Annotated in this window: 21 protein-coding genes; 12 read left to right on the plus strand and 9 right to left on the minus strand. The window is 71.3% G+C overall.

Translation table 11 applies throughout. The features are described 5' to 3' along the window. Positions 1-81: 81 nt before the first annotated feature. From AC5L38_RS01785 to AC5L38_RS01820, 8 genes are all read left to right on the plus strand, one after another. Complete coding sequence (locus AC5L38_RS01785) at positions 82-1,323, plus strand: sensor histidine kinase (protein ID WP_495240954.1); 1,242 nt, start codon at positions 82-84, stop codon at positions 1,321-1,323. 67 nt (positions 1,324-1,390) lie between these two features. Then, a complete protein-coding gene (locus tag AC5L38_RS01790; protein ID WP_495240955.1) occupies positions 1,391-2,038 on the plus strand; it encodes a response regulator in 648 nt (215 codons plus the stop codon). A 123-nt stretch (positions 2,039-2,161) separates the two neighbouring features. After that, positions 2,162-3,646: a serine/threonine-protein kinase gene (locus tag AC5L38_RS01795; protein ID WP_495240956.1), complete on the plus strand. Its 1,485-nt coding sequence runs from the start codon at positions 2,162-2,164 to the stop codon at positions 3,644-3,646. Positions 3,647-3,711: 65 nt separating this feature from the next. After that, entirely contained in the window at positions 3,712-4,413 is a 702-nt protein-coding gene (locus tag AC5L38_RS01800; RefSeq protein ID WP_495240957.1) for a response regulator transcription factor, read from the plus strand. A gap of 55 nt (positions 4,414-4,468) precedes the next feature. Next, positions 4,469-5,929 carry a sensor histidine kinase gene (locus AC5L38_RS01805; protein WP_495240958.1) on the plus strand — a complete coding sequence of 487 codons (1,461 nt, stop codon included), beginning with the start codon at positions 4,469-4,471 and terminating at the stop codon, positions 5,927-5,929. Positions 5,930-6,021: 92 nt separating this feature from the next. Next, a complete protein-coding gene (locus AC5L38_RS01810) occupies positions 6,022-6,951 on the plus strand; it encodes a polyphosphate polymerase domain-containing protein (protein WP_495240959.1) in 930 nt (309 codons plus the stop codon). A gap of 6 nt (positions 6,952-6,957) precedes the next feature. After that, the gene (locus tag AC5L38_RS01815; protein WP_495240960.1) at positions 6,958-7,635 is read left to right on the plus strand and encodes a DUF4956 domain-containing protein; all 678 of its coding nucleotides are present in this window, start codon (positions 6,958-6,960) and stop codon (positions 7,633-7,635) included. A gap of 9 nt (positions 7,636-7,644) precedes the next feature. Next, positions 7,645-9,351, plus strand: coding sequence for a CotH kinase family protein (locus tag AC5L38_RS01820; RefSeq protein WP_495240961.1), 1,707 nt, complete (start codon positions 7,645-7,647; stop codon positions 9,349-9,351). Between the two features lie 157 nt (positions 9,352-9,508). On the opposite strand, the gene AC5L38_RS01825 is transcribed toward AC5L38_RS01820, so the two are convergent. The 3 genes from AC5L38_RS01825 to AC5L38_RS01835 are packed head-to-tail and all read right to left on the minus strand — an operon-like array spanning position 9,509 to position 10,769. After that, entirely contained in the window at positions 9,509-9,718 is a 210-nt protein-coding gene (locus AC5L38_RS01825; protein WP_495240962.1) for a DUF397 domain-containing protein, read from the minus strand. 20 nt (positions 9,719-9,738) lie between these two features. After that, positions 9,739-9,948 carry a DUF397 domain-containing protein gene (locus AC5L38_RS01830; RefSeq protein WP_495240963.1) on the minus strand — a complete coding sequence of 70 codons (210 nt, stop codon included), beginning with the start codon at positions 9,946-9,948 and terminating at the stop codon, positions 9,739-9,741. Further along, the gene (locus AC5L38_RS01835; RefSeq protein WP_495240964.1) at positions 9,939-10,769 is read right to left on the minus strand and encodes a helix-turn-helix domain-containing protein; all 831 of its coding nucleotides are present in this window, start codon (positions 10,767-10,769) and stop codon (positions 9,939-9,941) included. Before AC5L38_RS01835 ends, AC5L38_RS01830 begins: the two co-directional genes overlap by 10 nt. 211 nt (positions 10,770-10,980) lie before the next feature. On the opposite strand from AC5L38_RS01835, the gene AC5L38_RS01840 reads away from it, so the two are divergent. Further along, positions 10,981-11,436, plus strand: a complete 456-nt coding sequence (locus tag AC5L38_RS01840) for an ATP-binding protein (protein WP_495240965.1) — start codon at positions 10,981-10,983, stop codon at positions 11,434-11,436. Between the two features lie 77 nt (positions 11,437-11,513). On the opposite strand, the gene AC5L38_RS01845 is transcribed toward AC5L38_RS01840, so the two are convergent. Then, positions 11,514-11,873: a VOC family protein gene (locus AC5L38_RS01845; protein WP_495240966.1), complete on the minus strand. Its 360-nt coding sequence runs from the start codon at positions 11,871-11,873 to the stop codon at positions 11,514-11,516. Positions 11,874-12,249: 376 nt separating this feature from the next. Here AC5L38_RS01845 and AC5L38_RS01850 point away from each other — a divergent pair, with 376 nt between their 5' ends. Further along, positions 12,250-13,152, plus strand: a complete 903-nt coding sequence (locus AC5L38_RS01850) for a DNA-3-methyladenine glycosylase family protein (protein WP_495240967.1) — start codon at positions 12,250-12,252, stop codon at positions 13,150-13,152. Between the two features lie 100 nt (positions 13,153-13,252). Here AC5L38_RS01850 and AC5L38_RS01855 read toward each other — a convergent pair whose 3' ends face one another. From AC5L38_RS01855 to AC5L38_RS01865, 3 genes are all read right to left on the minus strand, one after another. Then, entirely contained in the window at positions 13,253-14,416 is a 1,164-nt protein-coding gene (locus AC5L38_RS01855; RefSeq protein WP_495240968.1) for a cytochrome P450, read from the minus strand. A 147-nt stretch (positions 14,417-14,563) separates the two neighbouring features. Continuing rightward, entirely contained in the window at positions 14,564-15,349 is a 786-nt protein-coding gene (locus AC5L38_RS01860; protein ID WP_495240969.1) for a neutral zinc metallopeptidase, read from the minus strand. Positions 15,350-15,469: 120 nt separating this feature from the next. Further along, positions 15,470-16,093, minus strand: a complete 624-nt coding sequence (locus AC5L38_RS01865) for a TetR/AcrR family transcriptional regulator (protein WP_495240970.1) — start codon at positions 16,091-16,093, stop codon at positions 15,470-15,472. Between the two features lie 123 nt (positions 16,094-16,216). Between AC5L38_RS01865 and AC5L38_RS01870 the strand changes: the two genes are divergently transcribed. Beyond that, positions 16,217-16,609, plus strand: a complete 393-nt coding sequence (locus AC5L38_RS01870; RefSeq protein WP_495240971.1) for an ester cyclase — start codon at positions 16,217-16,219, stop codon at positions 16,607-16,609. Positions 16,610-16,991: 382 nt separating this feature from the next. On the opposite strand, the gene AC5L38_RS01875 is transcribed toward AC5L38_RS01870, so the two are convergent. Beyond that, positions 16,992-17,657, minus strand: a complete 666-nt coding sequence (locus AC5L38_RS01875; protein ID WP_495240972.1) for a TetR/AcrR family transcriptional regulator — start codon at positions 17,655-17,657, stop codon at positions 16,992-16,994. A gap of 109 nt (positions 17,658-17,766) precedes the next feature. Between AC5L38_RS01875 and AC5L38_RS01880 the strand changes: the two genes are divergently transcribed. Continuing rightward, entirely contained in the window at positions 17,767-18,714 is a 948-nt protein-coding gene (locus AC5L38_RS01880; RefSeq protein WP_495240973.1) for an SDR family NAD(P)-dependent oxidoreductase, read from the plus strand. 128 nt (positions 18,715-18,842) lie between these two features. On the opposite strand, the gene AC5L38_RS01885 is transcribed toward AC5L38_RS01880, so the two are convergent. Then, positions 18,843-22,181: a coiled-coil domain-containing protein gene (locus AC5L38_RS01885; protein WP_495240974.1), complete on the minus strand. Its 3,339-nt coding sequence runs from the start codon at positions 22,179-22,181 to the stop codon at positions 18,843-18,845. Positions 22,182-22,379 lie beyond the last annotated feature (198 nt).

The raw sequence follows: 22,379 nt of genomic DNA on the forward strand, positions 1-22,379 counted from the left end.
CCGGCATCGGCGGAAAGCAGGGGCAGGACAGTACTTTCGGCCGGTACAGGCCGGTGGGCCGCCTCACCTAGCCTGGACGTCGTGCGTGTTCCCGATCGTTGCAGGGCGGTGGCCGGTGCCGGGTTCGGCGTCGTGTTCCGTTCCAGGGCGGCGGCGGCCGGCGCCGGGCTCGGCGTCGTGTTCCGGTCCAAGGTGGCGGCCGACGCCGGGCTCGGCGTCGTGTTCGCGGTGGCCGTGGCCTTCCAGGCGTGCCAGGTCGCCGGCAGCTGGGGCGCGGAGTACTGGCCGTTCGGCGCGGCGGTCGCCGCCTCGGTGTGCGCGCTCGCCCTGGCGCGCCGCCGCGCCCCGCTGTGGACCGCCGTCGCGGGCCTGGCCGTGGCCGCGCTCGCGGTCCTCGTCACCCGTCTCGTCCACCTGCCCGCCGAGCCCAGCCCCGCCGCGTCCCTGGGGCTGGCGGTGCTCGTCGGCTCCGCGGTCAGCACGCTGCCCGTCCGCGCGGCCTGCGCCGTGGCCGCCGCGGGACCGGCCTTGGTGGCGGCCGGTTTCCTGGTCAACCCCGGCTCGGCCGTGCCGGTGCTGAGCGGCCTGCTCTGGCTCGCCGCCCTGACGCTCGGCGGCGGCCACCGGCTGCTGGCCGCCCGTCACCGTGCGGTCGCCGAGCGGGTACGGCGCGACGAACGCCTTGAGCTGGCCAGGGAGCTGCACGACGTCGTCGCCCACCACGTCACCAGCATCGTGCTCCAGGCCCAGGCCGCCCAGCTCGTCACCGCCAGGCACCCGGAGAGGACGGCCGGATCCCTCGCCGATATCGAGACCGCGGGTTCGGAGGCCCTGGCCGCCACCCGCCACGTGGTCGGCCTGCTGCGCGACACCGCTCCCGCCGCCGAGGGGCACGAACGGCTCGGCGAGCTGATCGAGGGCTTCGAGGGCCACGGCCGCCGGGCGCGCCTGCGGCTGGACGCCGAACCGGCCGGTTGGCCGCCCCAGGTGAGCAGCACCGTGTACCGGATCGTGCGGGAGGCGCTGACCAACGTCTCCCGGCACGCCCCGGACGCCCGTACGGTAACCGTCGGCATCACCCAGCACGAGAACGCCGTCACGGTCGAGATCGAGGACGACGCCCCGGGGGTGCCCGCCCGCCGCCACCGCCGCGCCGGGTACGGCCTCACCGGACGCGGTCTCACCGGATACGGCCGTGCCGGATACGGTCTCATCGGAATGCGCGAGCGCGTCGAAGCCCTCGGCGGCACCCTGACCACCGGCCCCCGTCCCGGCTCCGGCTGGTCCGTTCGCGCCACCGTCCCCACCGGCGAGCACCGATGACGCCGCCCGCGTCGGCCGTGGGGCGCCGACGCCCGGTGACGCCGCCGGTGCCCGCCGGGGAGCGACGATGACCATCCGGGTGCTGCTGGCCGACGACCAGGCGATGATCCGGGCCAGCCTGCGGATCATTCTCGAGGACCAGCCCGACATCACCGTGGTCGCCGAGGCGGGCGACGGCGTCGAGGCGATCGAGCAGGCCCGCAGGACGAGCCCGGACGTGTGCCTGGTGGACATCCAGATGCCCCGCCTCGACGGGATCGAGGTCGCCCGCGCCCTGGCCGGAACCCCGTCCAGGGTGGTGATGGTCACCACCTTCGACCTGGACGAGTACGTCCACGGCGCGCTGCGCTGCGGCGCGGCCGGATTCGTGCTGAAGGACGCCGGTCCCAGCCTGCTGGTCGAGGCCGTGCGGGCCGCGTACACGGGAGACGCGCTCATCTCGCCGTCCATCACGCTGCGGTTGCTGCGCCGGCTCACCGACCGCGGGGCCCGGACGAAGGTCCGCGCGCCCGCCCAGCCCCTGACCGCGCGGGAGACCGAGATCGTCCAGGCGATCGGCAGGGGACGCACCAACCAGGAGATCGCCGACGAGCTGTTCATCTCGCTGAGCACGATCAAGGGGTACGTGTCGGGCATCATGGCCAAGCTCGGCGTGCGCAACCGGGTCGAGATCGCGGCCTGGGCCTGGGAGAGCCGCATGATGAACGCGGGATAGCGGCGGGCGGCACCAGGGCCGGGAGCCGGGAGTCGGGAGCCGGAGAACGATCCGGTGACCGATAGGTGTCAGATGCGGTGATACCGGCGACATGCGGGATCAATCATCGGGTAGGCATGGCCCATGTCTTCTTCGCGGTACGAAGGGTGGATGCTGGCCGGGCGCTACCGCCTCATGGCAGGGCTGGGCAGGGGCGGCACGGCGACGGTGTGGCACGCCTATGACGAGCTCCTCCATCGTGAGGTGGCGGTCAAGGAGGTCGAGATCCCTGACCACCTGACCGGGCCGGAGCGCGAGGTCCTGCTGGAGCGCACCATGCGGGAGGCGCGCCTCGCCGCGCGGCTCACCCACCCCAACATCGCCGCGGTGTACGACGTGGTGCGGGCCGACGACCGCCTGTGGATCGTGATGCAGCTCGTGTACTCACGCAACCTCGCCGAGGTGATCGCCGAGGAGGGGCCGCTGCCCGCGCCCGTCGTCGCGCGCGTCGGGCTGGAGGTGCTGGCGGCGCTGGAGGCCGCCCACGCGGCCGGGGTGATGCACCGCGACGTGAAACCCGCCAACATCCTGCTCACCGGCGACGGGCACGCGATCCTGACCGACTTCGGGCTGGCCACCGCCCTCGACGAGGACGTGTCCCTCACCAGGACCGGGATGGTGGTGGGCACGCCCGCCTACATCGCCCCCGAGCGGGCCGGCGGCGTCGCCTCCAGCCCGGAGAGCGACCTGTGGTCCTTCGGGGCCACGCTGTACGCCGCCACGGAGGGCCGCTCCGCGTTCGGGCGCGGCAGCGCGCTGGCCACCCTCGCCGCCGTGCTGACGGCCGAGCCCGAACCGTTCCGGCGCGCCGGACCCCTGGCGCCCGTCATCACCGGCCTGCTCGACAAGGATCCCGCCCGCCGCACCGGCGCCGCCCGCGCCAGGGAACAGCTGGGGCGGGTGGCCGCGCTGGGGGAGCGGGGCACGCACACCCCCGGGGCGCCCTTCCCCGCCGCCCGCGCCGCGCCCCCGGCAGCCGATCGGAGCCCCACCGGGCCCACCGGGCTCACCGAGACCGGCCGTCGTCCCACGGACCACCACCTTCACGCGGAGACCGGTCGTTACCTCATGGACCCCTCCCAGGATCACCACCTTCCCGGAGACGCCGGTCGCCGTTCCACGGGGGAGGCCCGGCAGGTCCCGGCACGCCGGTGGATCACCGGGCACCGGCGCCTGTCGGCCGGTGTCGCGGCCCTGGCCGTCGGTGTTCTCGCCGTCACCGTCGCCACCGCCGAATGGCGAGGCGGCGAGTCCGACCGGCCGGACCGGGTCGCTCCCTCCGGGGCCGCCTCCGTCGCGACGCCACAGCCCACCCCTACCCCCGGGACGCGACAGGTGATCGACGAGGGTCGCCCCACCGCCACGCCTCGCCACGATGGGCGGGCCGACGTCGCCCCCAGGACGACGGCCAGATCCACCGGGAGGGATACGTCCGGAATCGCCGTGAGGCAGGCCGACCCCCACCCCAACAAGAACAAGACGAAGGACAAGACCGGGAAACACGCGCCGCCGTGGAACGGCAACGGCCAGGGAAACGGCAACGGCCATGGGAACGTCAAGAAGAACTAGCCGCGGACGCCCGTCACGATCGTCTCTCTCATCTTTCTCTCACGGCGAGCCGGTAGAACGATGCCGTGAACGAACAACCCGCCGTGAAGGTGCTGGTCGTCGATGACGAGCCGAACATTCGCGAGCTGCTGTCCGAGGCACTGGAGCTGAACGGCTTCACCGTGCGGACCGCCGCGGACGGCCGTCAGGCACTGGAGGCGGTGGCCCGGGAGCGGCCCGACATCATCGTGCTGGACGTGATGATGCCCGCCCTGGACGGGTTCACGGTCGCGCGTAAGCTCCGCGAGGCGGGTGACAGCCCCCTGCTGCTCTTCCTGACCGCCAAGGACGCGGTGTCCGACCGGATCGCGGGGCTGACCGCCGGTGGTGACGACTACGTGACCAAGCCCTTCAGCCTGGAGGAGGTGGTCCTGCGGCTGCGGGCGATCATGCGCAGGACGCGGCCCGCGCGGGAGCAGGCCGACGACGGCGTGCTGCGCTACGCCGACCTGGAGCTCGACGAGCAGGCCCACACCGTACGGCGGGCAGGGCGGGCGATCCACCTGTCGCCGACGGAGTTCAGCCTGCTGCGCTACCTGATGATCAACGCCGGGCGGGTGGTCAGCAAGGCGCAGATCCTCGACCGCGTGTGGGACTACGACTTCGACGGCGAGAGCAGGATCGTGGAGTCCTACATCAGCTACCTGCGGCGGAAGATCGACGCCGAGGGCCCGCCACTGATCCACACGTTGCGTGGCGTCGGCTACCGGTTGCAGTGTCTCTCGTGAGACGGGCCTGGCCGGACGGCGAACGCGGCCAGGGTCAGCGGTCGCGGTGGCTCTCGTGAGACGGGCCTGGCCCCTGCGGCATCGGCTGCTGGCCGCGCTGCTCGGTCTGTGCGCGGCCGGGCTGGCGACGTTCGCCACCGCGAGCGTGCTGCTGCTGGAGCGTTCGCTGCTGTCCAGGGTGGACGCCCAGCTGACCGAGACGGCCGCCACCTTCGGCCGGCGCCCGCTCCCGCCCCCGCCTCCGTTACCGGTGGACAGGGGACAGTCCGTCCAGATCCCGACCCAGTTCAAGATCGCCTTCTACGACCCCTCCGGGACCCTGCTGCGCAGCCTGCCCGTCGACAACGGCGACGGACCGGCCGTCCCCGCCGCGGCGGTCTCCACCGTCCCGCAAGGCCCCATCACCGTGCCCGGCACGGTGACGGGGCAGTGGAGGGTGCTGGTCAGGGGCCTGCCCGACGGCACCAGGCTGACCGTGTCGATGTCGCTGGAGCCCAACCGGGTGACCGTGCACCAGATCCTGGTCATCGAGGCGGTGGCGGGCGGCCTGGTGCTTCTGCTCCTGGGGGCGCTCGCCTTCGCCGTCGTACGGCTGGGCCTGCGCCCGCTGACCCGCATGGAGCAGACCGCCGAGGCCATCGCGGGCGGGGACGTCGACCGCAGGGTCGGCGACACCGACCCCCACACCGAGACAGGCCGTCTCGGCGGCGCGCTGAACACCATGCTGGAGCGCCTGGCCACCGCGCTCCGCGAGTCCGAGCGCTCCGAACGGCGGCTGCGGCACTTCGTCGCCGACGCCTCGCACGAACTGCGCACCCCGCTCACCTCCATCAGGGGGTTCGCCGAGCTCTACCATCACGGCCAGGACGCCGGGGACCCGGCGGCCGAGCGGCTGCTGCGCAGGATCGAGGCCGAGGCCGAGCGCATGGGCGTCCTGGTGGAGGACATGCTGCTGCTGGCCAGATTGGACCGGGAGCCCACGCTGGAGCCCGGCGTCGTGGACCTGCACGTGCCGGCCGCAGACGTGGTGCACGCCGCCCGCGCCCGCGACCGCGAGCGGCCGATCCGGCTGGTCATCTCCGACGGGCCGGTGTTCGTGCGCGGCGACGAGCGCCGCCTGCACCAGGTCATCGCCAATCTGGTCGGCAACGCCCTCCAGCACACCTCCTCGGACACCGAGATCGGCCTCACCGTCGCTCCGCGAGCGGTCGCCGGGGTCCCCGCCCCCGGCGTCGTGCACGCCGGGGCCGGACCCGCCCCCCACCGCGGAGCCGCACTGATCGAGGTGCGGGACGAGGGGCGGGGCATCGATCCCGAGCACCTGCCGTACCTGTTCGACCGCTTCTACCGGGCCGATCCGGACCGCTCCCGCGACAGCGGCGGAACCGGGCTGGGCCTGGCCATAGCCGCCGCGCTCGTACGGGCGCACGACGGCCGGATCGAGGTGACCAGCGTCCCCGGCCGCGGCACCACCTTCCGCGTGCTTCTCCCGCTGGAGCGGTCTCCGGGCCGCTGAACATCCACCGGCGGTTCATCTTCTCGTCGGGCACGGTTCACACATTGTTCCCAGCTTGGTGCTGTCAGATGTGTGCCGACGAAAGGGGGAACATGCTGGCAAGGTTCCGCAAACCAGCCATCTCCGCGGCTCGCGACAGTGATCGAAGCGTGTCCGGCGCCGAACCGGCCGGTGACCAGGGTCACCGGCTGCGGGCCCCGAGCAGGCTGCACGCCTTCAACCGGTACGAGATCAAGTACCTCGTGAAGGCGTCGGAGGCGGCCGCGCTCAGGGAGGAGATCGAGCAGCGGCTGGACCGCGACCGTCACAGCGGCCAGGAGGGTTACGGCATCTGGAGCGTCTACTACGACACCCGGCAGCTGCGCTTCTACTGGGAGAAGATCGAGGGCCTGAAGTTCCGCAGGAAGCTGCGGGTGCGCCACTACGGCGACCGGTTCGCCGTGCGGGACGACACGCCGGTGTTCGTCGAGATCAAGCAGCGGGTCAACCGGGTCACGCAGAAGCGCCGGGTGAGCCTGCCCTACCGCGACGCGCTGCTCCTGTGCGGCGGCCGGCGGATGGTCGAGCACGAGCCGTCCCAGCGCGCGTTCCTGCAGGAGGTGCTCGACCTCGTCCTGCGCCTGGACCTGCGGGCCGTCGCGATGACCGGTTACACCCGGCACGCCTACGTGGGCCGCGACGCCGACGTGGGCCTGCGCGTCACCTTCGACCACCGCGTCCGGGGCCGTGACCGCGACTTCCACCTGGGCGCCGACGCTGAGAACAGGCTCATCGTCCCCGCTCACATGGCCATCGTGGAGGTCAAGGCCAACGAGCGCGTGCCGTACTGGCTGACCGACCTGACCGCCAGGCGGAACCTGCAGGTGGTCCGGGTCTCCAAGTACTGCCAGAGCGTGGAGGCGCACGGGCTGGCCCCCCGCTCGGTCTTCCACATCCCCGACCACGACCTCGACCACGACCACGACCTCGACCTCGATCTCGATCTCGGCCGCCCCCGGCCGACCGTTCCCCCGGAGGCATGACCCCCCATGGACCTCTCCTTCCAGGACCTGTCCGGCACGTTCAGCGTGGCCGACATCGCGATCGCGATGTCACTGTCGTTCGTGCTCAGCGCGATGATCGGCTGGGTGTACCGGGCCACGCACCGCAACGTGTCCTACAGCCAGTCCTACGTGCAGACACTGGTCATCCTGGGCATGCTGATCTCGCTGATCATGCTGGTCGTCGGCTCGAACATCGCCCGCGCCTTCGCCCTGGTCGGCGCGTTGTCGGTGGTGCGGTTCCGCAACGCCATCAAGGAGACGCGCGACGTCGGGTTCATCTTCCTCGTCATGGGCGTCGGGATGGCCGTCGGCACCCGCTTCTACCTGCTGGCCGTCGTCGCCGCCGTGACGATCTCGCTGATCGTCATGGTCATGCACCGGTTCAACTGGTTCCAGCTCAACGTACGGCGGCAGGTGGTCAAGGTCCAGGTTCCCGCGGACGAGGACTACACCGCGGCCATCCAGGACGTGCTCATCCGGCACACCGAGGAGTTCGAGCTGGTCAGCATGGAGTCGATCCGCGGGGGCGCGCTGACGGAGCTGATGTACACCGTGAAGATCAAGAAGGGCAGCGAGCCGGCCGACGTGATGGCCGCGCTGCGCGAGCGCAACCACGGCCAGTCGGTCACGGTCCTGACCGGGTACGACCAGAGCGACCTGTAGGCCGGCACCATGGCGCAGCTCAAGCATCGCATCCCGGTCAGACTCCGGCACAACTGGAAACTGGTCGCGCTGTGCGTGGCGTTCCCGGCCCTGTGCTGGGGCGTGCTCGGCAGCGGGATGATCCGCCCGTACGTCACCGTCTCCCAGGCCGCCACGGCCGAGACCGTCGTCACGAACCTGACCGGCACCAAGGACCTTTTCGACACCTCCGTGGCGCACGAGGTGAGGCTCACCTTCACCGACGCGGCCTACGAGGACATGCTGGGCGAGTACTTCAGGGACGGCGAGAAGAAGTACCTCGAAGCCGACCTGACCGTCGACGGCGTCCGCGTCCCCAGCGTGGGTGTCCGGCTCAAGGGCAACTCCACCCTGGCCGGGCTGACCTGGAAGGGACAGTCCAGGCAGCGTGGCATGCCCGGCGGCGGACAGCGGCGCGGAGGCATGCCCGGGGGTTTCCAACCGCCCGAGGGCTTTCAACCACCTGAGGGCTTCCAGCCACCCGAGGGCTTTCAACCGCCTGAGGGCTTCCAGCCGCCCGAGGGCTTCCAGCCACCCGAAGGCGGCGAGCCACCCGAAGGCTCACCGTCACCCGAAGGCTCACCGTCACCGGGTGACGGGCCGCCGGCCCGGCAGCAGGGCGATGGCGGACAGCCCAGGGCCGGCGGGTTCGGCGCGTCCCTGAAGGGGGAGGAGCCGGAGAACCTGCCGTGGCTGATCAGCTTCGACGAGTTCGTGGAGGGCCGCCGCTACCAGGGGCACAGCCAGGTGGCGGTACGGCCGGCCGCGATGGGCTCGACGACGATGCTGAACGAGGCACTGGGCATCGCACTGGTCGGCGCCTCCGGTGAGCCCACCCAGCGTTCGGCCCACAGCGCCTTCACCGTCAACGGCCGCACCTCGACCCCGCGCCTGCTCGTGGAGTACCTTGACGAGGGCTACGCCGAAGGCCTCGGCGAGGGCGTGCTGTACAAGTCGCTGGCCAGCGGCTCCTTCAGTTACAAGGGCGAGGACCAGACCGGGTACACCAACGACTTCAAACAGATCAACAAGGTCGGCGGCCAGGACCTGCAGCCGGTCATCGACCTGGTCAAATGGGTGAACCAGGCCTCCGACCCCGAGTTCGCCGCGGGCCTGGGCGAGCGCCTGGACGTGGAGTCGTTCGCCCGCTATCTGGTCCTGCAGAACCTCATGGTCAACTTCGACGACATGGCGGGCCCCGGACGCAACTACTACCTGTGGTACGACCTGGGCACCAGGAAGTTCAAGGTCATCACCTGGGACCTCAACCTCGCCTTCAACGGTGACGCCAGGAGCGGTGCGAACGACACGATCACGATGGGCTTCGGCCGGGGAGGCCCCCGGCAGGACCCGCAGGACCAGCGGGCCCAGCCGTCTCAAGGTGCCACCCCGCCCCAGAACGGCGGGCAGCCCCGTCCGGAAGGCGGCGCCATGATGCGTATGGGCCATCCTCTGAAGGAGAAGTTCCTCAGGAACGCCACCTTCAAGAAGGTCTACCAGGAGCAGTACCGCGTTCTGTACGCCAAGCTGCTCGGCAACGGCACCGCGTCCGGCCTGCTCGACGATCTCGTCACGTCCTACAAGCTGAACGCGAACGCCGACACCGCCAAGGCCGACACCGAGGCACAGAACCTGCGCACGTTCCTGAAGACTCGCACCCAGACACTGCGCTCCGACAAGGCGATCGGCGGCACGTAGCGTCCCGGCGGCCACCCGATGTTCGGATACGGAGATCTCGACCGTCGCGGTCCTGGAGACGATGCGGGCGGCCCGCACCCGGAACCGGAACCGAACCGGAGCTGGAGGCCGGACCCCGCGCCCGCGAGTGGGGCCCGGCCTCGGCGGCTCGAAGTGCTCAGCCGAAGGTGCCGTTCTTGACGCCGTTGATGAAGGTGGTCCATTCGGTGGCGGTGAAGACGAGTGCGGGGCCGGTGGTGTCCTTGCTGTCGCGGACGGCGTGGCGTCCGCCGGAGAGTCCGGCGACCTCGACGCACTCGCCGCCATTGCTTGCCGATCGGGTGGATTTGGTCCACGTCGCCGCTGCGAGTTCCCGGTTCAGGTCCATCGCGTGATCGTCTCCCTTGGTCAGCCGAAGGTGCCGTTCTTGACGCCGTTGATGAAGGTGGTCCATTCGGTGGCGGTGAAGACGAGTGCGGGGCCGGTGGTGTCCTTGCTGTCGCGGACGGCGCGGCGTCCGCCGGACAGTCCGGCGACCTCGACGCACTCGCCGCCGTTGCTCCCCGAGCGGGTGGACTTGACCCACGTCGCCTCTGCCAGTTCCCGGTTCAGGTCCATTTCTTGGTCGTCTCCTTGATCAGCTTCAGGGACTCGCGCTGGGACAGCGCCTCGACGCGGATCGCCTCGTATCGCAATGCTAAAGCGGCGACCTCGTCGGGGCGATCGGTTACCTGGCCCGCACCGGCGGACTCGATGTAGGCCGCGTTGACCACACCCCGGCGCGCGTGCGCGAGGACGAAGCCCCCGTTGATGCCGGACGTCGTACGGGCGTCGAGGGGAAGGATCTGGATCGCGATGTCGGGGCGCTCGCCCATTTCGGCGAGGTGGCGGAGCTGCGCCGCCATCACGTCGTCCGCACCGACTGGGCGGAGCAGGACGCCTTCGTCGATGACCGCCCAGAGCATGGGGCGGTTCGCCCGGTCGAGGATGGTCTGGCGCTCCATCCTGGCCGTCACGTACTCCTCCAGCTGCTCCGGAGTGATGCGGGGCTCGCCGCGCAGGATCGCCTCGGCGTAGTCGCGGGTCTGGAGCAGGCCCGTGACGACGAGAGGGTGCCAGGCCCGCAGGGTCTCGGCCTCGCGCTCGATCTCGATCCAGGGCCTGAACCAGTCGGGCAGCCGGCTGCCCACGTGGCTGACGAGATCCCACAGGTTCGTCAGGGCGCCGTCGAGCTTCAGGACCTTGTCGATCTTCTCGGTCATCTCCCGGGGAGCCTTCCGGTGGGCGAGCTCCACCATGCTCACCAGGCTGACCGACCACCCGATGCGATCGGCCAGTTCCTTTTGACTGAGACCCGCCTCTTTGCGACGCCTGCGGAATTCTGCGGCGAAATATTCCTTCGGGGAGACCGTGGAGCCGATGCCCGGAGGGATGGTCATTTCTGTCCTCTCGTGAACACACACCCGTTCCTGTGAACACACACCCGTTCCTGTGAATACACGCCCGGCTCCACATATCCGTGTAGTGACCGTGCGTTCGGAGTCACTACCGACAGTAGTGGTTGTTTGGGATTCTTGGAATACCCGGTGGACGGTTGTCGGGCTCGGATCAATGAGGCGAGAAAGCCCGGAGGGCGAAAGGGCGTCAACCATGCAAACGGCCAGAAAGCTAGGGGAGATCTTCCTTCGGAGAGAGCCCGAATCGGTCTCACGCGCCCGCGCGACGGTGCGCGAGCTCCTCGGTCCCGATCACCCCGCCTACGAACGGGTGCGGCTGGCCGTCTCCGAGCTCACCACGAACGCCGTCGAGCACTCCACTCCCAGCCCGGTGGGTGACCTGGTGATGGTCGTCCTGAAGGTGGTCGACGACTTCGTGTACGTGGAGGTCACCGACCCCGGTTCCGCGTCGAGCAAGCCACAGTTGCGGGACGGCCCCTCTCCGGACGCGGAGGACGGGCGAGGGCTGTTCATCGTCGACGAACTGTCGGCGGGAAACTGGGGAGTCCGCGACTTCGGGGCGGTCGGCCGTACGGTGTGGTGCGCCATTCCGGCCGAACCCACGGTTCCCGTGGAAGAGGCCGCCGTTCTCGCCGTACGGCCGGAATAGCGGATACGGCGTCCTGCGATACACGTCATTCAGCGAAAAACTCGAATCCCACACTCCACAAGCATGGCGTGTATGTCTTACGCGTCTTCGTGCTCGTCCGTGTAAAGGCAGAACGGATGTCCGGCGGGGTCGAGGAGGACCCGGACATCGTCCTGCGGCTGATGGTCGGCGAGTGTCGCGCCCGCCTCGATCGCGTGGTCGACCGCGCTGTAAAGATTGCCGACCTCCAGGTCGAGGTGCATCATCATCTGCTGGGAGCCGTCGGCGTTCGGCCAGACCGGTCGTACGTAGTTCTGGGCCGTCTGGAAACCCAGGTACGTGACCCCGTCAGCCGGTGCGACCGTGGCCCAGCCGGGCTCCTCCTTGGTTATCTTCCAGTCGAGAAGGCGCGAGTAGAACCGCGCGAGCTCTTGTGCGTCGGGTGCGTCGAGTACCACACCCCAGTAGTGAGAATCCGTTCGTCCGCGCATGGCTGCGCCCCTGCCCCGAAAGCCGCCCGGATCACGCGGGGCGCGGGCGTCGCGGGCACTCTTTCGGGGCACCGCGCTCTTTCTCCAGGCCTACGACGTCATGGGCCAGGTAGGGAAGACGACGAAGAAGGTGTCGCCCTTCGCGGGGCGTGCGGGCAGGACGGTCGTCGCTCTCCTGGACACTGCAGGTATGCATGACGAGAACTCCCGGTCAGGGAGGCGCGCAGCTCGGGCGGGGTCTGACCGTGAGGACCGCTTCCGTTCAGGGGAGCGCACCGCTCGGCCGGGGTCCGGCTGCGAGGACTACGCCTTTCCCGTCCCGGCGCCGTCCCGCGAACGGCCGGTGACCGACGACCACGGGACGGTGTCGCTGCGGCTGCCGTTCCGGGCCCCGCTGTGTCCCGGCAACCTGTTCGGGCATCTCGCCGCGACCGCCGTGCCCGGGGTGGAGGAGTGGCGCGACGGCGCGTACCGCCGCACGATGCGCCTGCCGTACGGCCACGGGGTCGTCACCTTGTGGCCGATGCCCGACCACGTCGGCTGCCGCCTGGCCCTGAGCGACCGCCGTGACCTCTCCACCGCGATCGGCCGGTGCCGGGATCTGCTCGACCTCGACGCCGACCCGGTCGCCGTCGGCGAGCGTCTCCGCGCCGACCCGGTGCTCGCCCCCTTCGTGGACGAGCACCCCGGCCGCCGGGTGCCCCGTACCGTCGACGCCTTCGAGCTGGCCGTACGCGCGGTGCTCGGGCAGCAGGTGTCCACCGCGGCCGCCCGCACCCATGCCGCCCGGCTGGTCGTCGCCCACGGCGAGCCGATCACGGACCCCGGCGGGGGCCTCACCCATCTCTTCCCCACCCCCGGGGCGCTGGCCTCGCTGGACCCGGCGAGGCTCGCCCTTCCCCGGACGCGCCGCGCGACGCTCACCGGCCTGATCGCCGCCCTGGCGTCCGGCGAGATCGACCTCGGGCCCGAAGGCGACCGGCATCGAACCCGCGCGCAGCTCTCGGCGCTTCCCGGACTCGGACCCTGGACCGTCGAGACCATCGCGATGCGCGCCCTCGGCGACCCGGACGCCTTCATACCCACCGACCTCGGAATCCGCGTCGCCGCCCGCAGACTCGGCCTCCCCGTCACCCCCGGGGCACTCACCCGCCATGCCGACGCCTGGCGGCCCTGGCGCGCCTACGCCGTCCAGTATCTCTGGGCGACCGGCGACCATCCCGTCAACCGGCTCCCCGAAGCCTGAGGCCGGCCGGATCCAGGTCGCGGGCTCCGCGACGAACACGAATGCGCGAGCCGGCGGTCCCGCGGGTGCCGGTCCTCACCGGCGCCCGCGAGACCGCGGGTTACCAGGCGACGGGGAACGCCGACAGGCCGTACACGACGTTGAACGAGCGGAACTCCGGCTCGCCCGCCTCGCGCAGCCCCGGGAAGCGTTCGAACAGCGCGGAGAACGCGATGCGCATCTCCATCCGGGCCAGCGGCGCCCCGATGCAGTGGTGCGCGCCGTAACCGAACGCGACGTGGGCCAGGTCGGGCCGTTCGATGTCGAGCCGGTCGGGGTCCTCGGTCAGCGCCGGGTCACGGTTGGCGGCCGGGAGCGAGACCACCACGATGTCGCCCTTCGCGATCGGCACCCCGGAGATCTCGGTGTCGGCCATGGCCATCTTGGTGGCGCCCTGGTGGATGATCGTCAGCCAGCGCAGCAGTTCCTCGACCATGCCGTCGACCTTGGCCGGGTCCCTTTTGAACAGGTCGAGCTGCTCGGGGTGGCGCAGCAACGCCAGCGTACCCAGGCCGATCATGTTGGCCGTCGTCTCGTGCCCGGCGATCAGCAACAACCCGCCGATGCCGACCAGCTCGTCGTTCGACAGTTCGTCACCGCGCTCGCGGACCAGCATGCCGATCAGGTCCTCACCCGGCTCGGCCCGTGCCCGCCCGACCAGCCCGGCCATGTAGGCGGTCAACCCCATCTGCGCCTTCCCGCGCTCCTCGGGCGTGCGGTTGAAGTCGAGGATCGCGACGCTGAGGGCCTGGAACTCGTCCCGGTCCTCGTAGGGCACCCCGAGCAGTTCGCAGATGACCAGCGACGGGATCGGGGTGGCGAACTGGGAGACGAGGTCGGCCGGCGCGCCGGTACGTTCCATCGCGTCCAGGTGGTCGGCGACGATCTCGCGGACCCGGGGTTCCAGGCGGCGGATACGGCGCATCGTGAACTCGGGGGTCAGCATGCGGCGCAACCGGGTGTGGTCAGGCGGGTCCATCAGCAGCAGCGCGCCCGCGCGGAGACGTCTGGCCTGCTCCTCGCTCATGGGCGGGAGGTTGACGCCGCTGGCGTAGCTGAACAGCTCGGCGTTCCTGAGCACGTCGCGCACGTCGTCGTAACGGGTGACCAGCCAGGCCTGCGTGCCGTAGGGCGTGGAAACGCGTTGCAGGCCGGGCTGCTCGCGGGCGACGGCCAGCTCGGGATCGGGGTGGAATTCCTGGCGGCGCATATGGAGGGGCAACATGTCGTCTCCTGAGGGAATCGGCTACCCCCACAAGATCTCGTCAATGGAACGATCATGCAATCCCGGCTCGCGCGGCCGGCCGGCCCGCCGATCCGGCCGGCCGTCTTCGTCGTACGGGTCACGTGTGCCGTCACCGGCCTCCGACCGTCAGGCGACGCGCGCGGAGGACGCCGTCCAGGTGTTGCAGGAACCGGGGTCGCCGCTTTTGAAGCCGCGGTCGAGCCAGTGGACGATGTTCTTGCCCTTGCCGAAGGAGCGCTTCCTCTTGGCGTTGTGGTCGCCGTTCGCCTTCACGATTTCCAGCAGCGCGGGCCAGCCCTCGCTTCCCTCACCCGCGGTCTTCCAGACGCTTCCCAGGAAGACTCCCCCCAGACAGCGCGCCTGAAGTGACCAGCGCCGTTCCTTTTCGAAGCGCTCGGCTTGGTTTCTGGGCGGCAACGCCTCAAAACCGCGCGCCATGCCGTTGACGTGCTGCAGATGGGTGCCGTAGATCCCGGCGACGTGCTGGAAGTGGTAGATCTCACGGGTCCGCAGGTAGTACTCCTCGTTCACCAGGAGCGCCACCGTCTTCGTCGCGGGGCAGTAACGAGCGATGAGGTCCTTGATCCAGCTCTTGCCGCAGAACCGCGCCGGCTTGGTGAGGACGACGAGCTTGGCGGATGCGAAGGGCAGCCCAGCCCTCTTGGCGTGGGCCGACCACGAGGTGTTCAGGCAACGCCACAGCGCGGCCAGCGTGCGCTTCGCGGCCGTGGTGCTCTCGATGCTGAGCGCACCGTCAGGACATTTCGAGGGCTTGATCTCTCCGCTGCGGTAGAGGCTGTTGTCGGTCAGGACGGGCACGTCCCGGACAGGGGAGGTGAGAGCGTCGGCCCTGCCGGAGACGAGGAGGACGCTGAGGAGGGCCGAAGCCACCAGCATGAGGGGTCTGAACACGAAAAAGCACGTTAGAGCAGAACATGGTCAAGGTCGAAGTCCGAGGCGTCGCACCGATCGCGCGAGCCTGGCCGACCTCGGGGCCGAGGGTGGCAACCAGGTCGGCAACGGCCCGGTCGCTTACCGGGACCGGGGGCGTAGCCCGTCGAGGATGAGCTGGGCGATGTGCGCGGAGCGCTCGCGGCTGCTTTCCGCGCCGGCGTGGCGGATCGCGGCGAAGGCGCCGGCGACCAGTGCCATCACCTCGTCGACGGTGAGGTCGGGACGTACGACACTGGCCGTGTGCGCGCGATCCAGCAGGTCCGCGACATTGCGCGTGAGATCCGCCGCGACATCCGGGGCGGCGGTGCGCAGGTCGAACTCGGCGGCCACCAGCGCGCTCTTCACCGCCACGTTCTCGGCACCGCTCGCCATCATCTCGGACAGCAGCGTGAACAGGGCCGCGGGATCGCCGGTCGCGGCGAGTGCTTCCGCCTTCGCCACCAGTTGCCGGATCTGGTCGGTCGCGACGGCGAGATACAGCGCCTCCTTGGCCGGGAAGTGCCGATGGACGGTGCCGGGGCCGACGCCCGCGCGGCGGGCGATCTCGTCGAGCGAGACGCCGAGACCTTCTGTCGCGAACAGTTGCTGCGCGGTCCGCAGGACCCGCTCGCGATTGCGGCGCGCGTCGGCCCGCAGCTCCCGGTCACTCCCGTGAGCTGCCCTCGGGCTTGCCGGGGCTGGATCAGGCTGCTGGCTGGACATGTCGGGATCAGTATAACCGGGGCGTCGCACCGTATAGTGTGACGGCAAGCGGGGCGGCGCACCGGTTAGGGTCCGTGCCGCTCACCGTGACCCGACCTGTCAGCCAGCGAGGAGAACACGCCGATGACCACGCACGAGGACACGAGCGCCCTGGTGAGGCGGATGCAGGAGTGCTTCAACAGCCGGCGATTCGACCAGGCCGCCGACCTGCACACCCCCGGCTTCTTCAGCCATCCGCTCGGCACCACGGGGTTCGAGGCGGGCAAGGACGCCTGGCGCGCGCTCGTCGCCCGGTTCCCCGACATACGCGTCGTCGCCCAGGACATCCTGGTCGACGGCGACAGGGCTGCCGTCCGCTCGACCGTCGAGGGGATCACAGGCCCGGACGGCGACGCGCGGCCCGCGCTGTTCGAGATCTTCCGCATCGACGACGGCCGGTTCGCGGAGATGTGGGGGGCCAGCACGGGATTCCCGACCTCGGCCAGCCCCGAGGATCTGAGCCACCCGGTGAGCTGACCGGTGAGCCGTCCGGTTCGGCCTACCGGCTCATCGGCTCACCGGCTCACCGCGGAGGTCGGGGCGCGCACCCGTTCGGCGCGCGGGTCGTTGCCGATGACGACCGGGGTCCAGCGGGGGAGATCGTGCGGCCGCGGCCCGGGACGAGCGTTCCGGCGGCGCGCACGATCTTCCCCGCGGGTGATCACGCTACGGGCAGGTGCCGGCTGACCTGCGAGGTCATTGGCTCGCTCGGGTGATGACCTCCTCGGTCGTCAGCGGCGCCCTGGGGTGAGGGGTCAGACACAGAGGTGTGCGCACCTTCGCGAACCCCGTGCCTTGGCCCCTCCACCGTCCGGGCACGGGAAACACAGAGGTTCTGGCCTGTCCGGTGCGCCGCGGGTCAGCGGCGGGGGAGCACGCCCAGGAGGATCGCGGTCAGGGCCGGCTTCAAGTAATCCTTCGGCTCCAGGTGGAAGCGGGCCAGGTCGGGCTCGGCCTGGTAGGCCGCCTGCAGGCTGGGTGGGGGCGTACTGTACGCGGACAGCGCGCCGGCCATGACCATGGTTTGCAGGCTGAACAGTGTCGCGTTCTCGCCCAGCTCCGGCAGGTACTTCTGGATCAGGGCGGTCATGGTCGTCAGGCGGTCCAGGGAGGAGCGCTTGTAGCGCGCCACGACCTCGACGGAGACGTTGTGTTCCAGGACGCCGCCCTGGGCGCCGACGAGCTCGCACAGCACCACCCGGCCGGAGAGTGAGCGGCTGAGGATCTCGGCCACCGCTGCCGCTCGCTCGGCCATGGGTAGATTTTCGTCGACGCCGGCGGCCAGCTCGCCTGCCAGTTCCGTCAGCCACTCCTGCAGGAAGTGGTCCAGCAGTTCCAGCAGCACCGCCTCGCGAGACTCGAAGTAGCGCAGCACGTTCGGCTTCGCCAGGCCCACCCGGCGGCTGAGCTCGTTCAGGGTGACCGCGGCCACGGGCATCTCGTCGAGCATCGCCGACGCCATGTCGAGGATCGCCCGTCGGCGGATCTCCCGCTGCTCTTCGGTTCGCGCCCGCTGGAAAGTCACGATCGCCAGCCTAACTTAAGTACCTGCGGTACGTTGACAACGTACCGAGAGTACTTTAGCGTCGTCGACACAAGATACCTTCGGTACGTTAGTTAGTTGGGAACCTGGCATGAGCAAGAAGTGGACGACGGCGAACATTCCGGACCAGCACGGGCGGGTGGCCGTGGTGACCGGGGCCAACACCGGACTGGGGTACGAGACCGCCAAGGCGCTCGCCGAGCGCGGGGCGTCCGTGGTGCTCGCCGTGCGCGACATCGAAAAGGGCGAGCAGGCCGCGGCCCGCATGACCGGCGACGTGACCGTGCAGGCGCTGGACCTGACCTCGCTCGACTCCGTCCGGGCCGCGGCGGCGGCGCTGCGGTCCCGGCTCGACCGGGTCGACCTGCTGATCAACAACGCCGGCGTGATGTACACCCCGAAGCAGACCACCCGGGACGGCTTCGAGATGCAGTTCGGCACCAACCACCTCGGCCACTTCGCGCTCACCGGGCTGCTGCTGGACCTGATGCTGCCGGTGCCCGGCTCGCGCGTGGTGACGGTCAGCAGCACCGGCCACCGCATCCGGGCCGCGATCCACTTCGACGACCTGCAGTGGGAACGGTCGTACGGCCGGGCCGCCGCCTATGGTCAGTCCAAGCTGGCCAACCTGATGTTCACGTACGAGCTGCAGCGCCGGCTCGCCACGCACGGCACCACCGTCGCGGTGGCCGCGCACCCCGGCATGTCCAGCACCGAGCTCGCCCGCAACACCCCCGCGGTCCTCAGGCTTCCGCTCACCTGGCTCGCACCGCTGATCACCCAGACGCCGGCGATGGGCGCGCTGCCGACCCTGCGCGCCGCCACCGACCCCGCCGCGCTCGGCGGCCAGTACTACGGTCCCGGCGGACGCAACGAGGTCATGGGCCACCCCCGGCTGGTCACCTCCAGTCCGGAGTCGTACGAGGTGGCCGTCCAGCAGCGGCTGTGGGCCGTCTCCGAAGACCTCACCGGGGTGAGGTTCCCCGTCGTTCGGTCCAGGCGGAACTCGTCTCCCTCCGGATCGGCCGTCACGATGTAGCCCGCGCCGGTGGGTTGTGCGCTGCCGCGCCGGTGGCCGGGATGCGGGGGTTCGCCGCGATCGCCGGCCGGGTCACCGACACCCCGCCGCCGATGTGGTCCCCAGCTCACGGCTGCACACTCGTCGGCTCACCGGCTCACCGCGGAGGCCAGGGCGCGCACCCGCCCGGCGTGCAGGTCGTGGCCGATGACGACCGGCGGCTCGTTGTAGGGCATGGCGTCGGAGGAGCGGCGCAGCTTGACGTACTGCCCGCAGGCGTCGACGGCGTAGGGCTCCATGTCGTCCTGGAGCGCGCCGATCACCGTGATCCCGTACGTCTCGCCGATGCGGCGGAACAGCGCCACGGCCTCCCTGCGGTGCTCCTTGCCGAGGTTGCGGCCCAGCTCGTCGAGGACCAGGCACAGGTGCCCGCCGCCCGAGGACGCGATCGCCGCCGCGCAGACCAGCTTCACCGCCTTCTCGTCCATCAGCGCGGTGTTGGCCCGCCGGTTGTACGGCACGAAGCCCTGCCCCTCGCCCCGGCGCCACTTGGGCGTCACCCGCCACGCCCAGCGCTGCTCGGGGTCGGCGGGCGCGGGCGGGACGGGGAACTCCAGCGTCGCGCCGTAACCGCCGTAGGAGGTGTCGAGCTTGTCGAACTCCTCGGCCACCCGGGTCAGCCGCGCCCTGATCGCGGCGGTCAGCGCGGCCCGGTGCACGGCGGTGGACTGGGCGGCCTCCTCCGCGCCCCTGGCGGCGGCCGTCAGGTCGCGCTGCCGGGTGACGATCTGCGTCTCGATCTGGCGGCGCCGGTGCCGCTCGTACTCCTCCTGACCGCGCAGGTAGGACGCGAGCGCCGAGCACACGCCGGGGAACGTCGCCTGCTCGCGGGCGGTGCGCCCGGCGCCGGGCGCGGTGCGTTCCCTGACCAGGAAGCGCAGCTCCTCGGGCATCTCCTCGTCCTCGCCGGGGAAGGTGTCGCGCAGCGCCTCGTCCAGGCGGCGCTCGGCGGCCCGCCACCACTCCTCGGACGTCAGCGGACGCTCCTGCTCGTCCAGGGCGCCCAGCCACTCGCGGGCTCCGTCGACGGTGCCGCCCCAGTCGCCGGCCAGCGCGCCCAGCCCGAGCGCGTCGCGGTCGGCGGTGATCCTCGCCGCCTGCTCCACGGCCTGGTCGCGGTCGGACTCGTGCCGGGCCCTGCGGCCCTCCAGCCGCTCGATCTCCATGTTTCTCGTACGGGCCCGGAAGTCCAGGCCGCTCGCCCGGCGCTCGGCCTCGTCCACCTTCGGCCCGATCCCGGCCAGCGCCTCGGACAGCCCGGTGAGCGCGCCCCGCCGCTCGGCCAGCCGCCGCTCGATGTCGGCCAGCTGCACCGACGCCTTCGCCCCCTCGAGCCTCCTGCCCGCCTCTGCCACGGCGTCCTCGGCGGCCCGTACGACCGCCGCCGCGCTCTCCTGCGTGTCGCGAGCCCGGTGCAGGCGCTGCTCGGCCGCCTTGATGCGGGCCTCCCTGCCGGTGACCGCGACCTCGAACGATCCCACGACGGTGACACCCGCCGCGCTGACCAGCACCGACCCGGGCAGCGCGCCCAGGGCCCGCGCCGCTGCCTCCAGGTCGGCCGCGTCGACGATCACCGCGTGCTCGTGCGGCCACCCGCGAGATCCCAGCGGGCCACTCCGGCCCGGCGCGGCCTCGTCGTCACGCGCCTGCTCGGCGACGTCGATCGCGTCGAGCAGGCCGGTCGCCCCGACACCCGCCTCGGCGAGCGCGTTGAGCTGGGCGGACGCCGGGCCGCCCTCGGCGTCGTCCAGCGCGGCCTTCGCCCCCTCGGCCTCCCGGTCGGCCACGCCCAGCGCCTTCAGCGCCTCGTTCAGCCGCGTCCTGGCCTCGGCCAGCTCGGCGCCCGCCGTCGCCACGTCGCGCCCGTCGGCCAGGCGGCGCTGCTCCTCGAGGCCCGGGATCCAGCCGCGCAGCTCGTCGACCGAGTTCTCCGCGACCGCTCGGTCGGCGTCCAGCTTCGCCGCTCGTGCCTGCAGGGTGGTCAGCTCCCTGCGGGCCTCGGCCAGCCCGCGCTCCAGGGTGTCGTCCTTGAGCGTGGCGATCTCGGCCCTGACCTCGGCGATCGCCTCCTTGGCGCGGTCGCCCGCCGCGCGGACCCGCTCCAGCTCGGCCGCGAGCGCCTCGTCCCGCTGCCCGGCGTCGGCCAGCCTGCGCGCCAGCCGCCCCCGCCAGCAGCGCAACGCGTCGGCCAGCCGGACCCGGGCCCGGTCACGCCTGTCGAAGGTCTCCAGGAGCGTACGGGACTCGCCCTCGAACTCCCGGAGCAGCTCCATGGCCCGCGTCGCCCGCACCCGCCTGGCGTGCTCGTCGCGGCGGGCCTCCCGCTCCTGGTCGAGCTCGGCGTCCAGGCCGGTCAGCGCGGCGATCGCCTCGAAGACCCGTTCGGGGGAGATCTCGTTGAGCGGCTGGGAGAGCAGGTTGGTGGCGACCTTGCTCCGTACCGAGGTCGACAGGAACGACACGCACCTGACGCGGTCGCCGTACAGGAACCTGGTCAGGTCGCGCGCCACCACGTCGCGGCGTCCCGCCGAGCGGGGCAGCGCCGCCCACAGCTCGTCGGCCCGCGCCACCCGCTCCGCCTCCGAGGCCGCCGCCGCCAGGCGCACCCCCGGGATCCACCTGATCTCCAGGTGCGGGGCCTCCTGGTTGACCCGCAACCACACGGTCACCGCGTCGTCCAGGGAGGCGTCGTCCAGGGCCGCGTGGTTCGGGGAGCCGGTGTCCGAGGAGCCGTCCGCGGGGTCGCCGTCCACGGCGGAGGTACTCGTGGCACCGGTGGTCACCGGGACGGCGGGGATGGCGGGGACGGCGGGGACGGCGAGGACGGAGCCGGTGTGCGCGGGGTCGGCCGGCGCGAAGACGCCGACGATGTAGCCGTGGTCGGCGCTCGCCCACGTCCGGCCGCCCCCGCCCGCGGCGAGCTCGGCGTTGAACAGCAGCTCCGCGACGGATTTCGCCCCCGAGGCGAAACGCCACTGCTCGTCTCCGAGCAGAGCGGTGATCATCGCGATGAACGACGACTTGCCCGCGCCGTTGGAATCCTTCGGCCCCGCGCCCGCGACCACGATCAGCGTGCCCGGTACGGTCGGCACCGGGTGGGTCGAGAGCCGGGAGATGTTGACCGGTTGCACGGCGATCAGCACCCGGTCGCCCACCACGTTCTCGTTCGGGGCGGTGGGGCGGGTCGCCTCCACGGGGACCAGGGTCGCCTGCGTCCCGCCCGGGTCCTCGGCGGTCTCGGAACCCCTGGTCGCCCCGCTCCGGGCGCTCTCCGCCCGGCCGTTCCCGCTGCGGGCGGCTCCGATGACCTTGGCCGGGGAGGCTTTCCCGGCCCCGGCCCCGGCCCCGGCCGTGCCGGTGCGGTTCTCCGTGGCCCTGGCTCGGCTCCCGCGTGAGCTCTTCGCGGCCTGGTTCCGCTGGTCGGTCAACCCCGTCGTTCCTTTCTTCCGTCCTGCTTCCGGCACCTGGAGCGCCGGGTCTCCGGCATCCCGTCCAAGGGCCGGTTCGTCGTGAGGCTCCGGGCTCGGCTTGTCGTGAGGCTCCGGGCTCGGCTCGTCGTGAGCGACGGCCGTCTCGCGGCCGCCCGGCGCCGGGGACACCCGGGCCGCCGGGGTCTCCGGCGCCCT

The organism is Streptosporangium nanhuense, assembly GCF_059358815.1.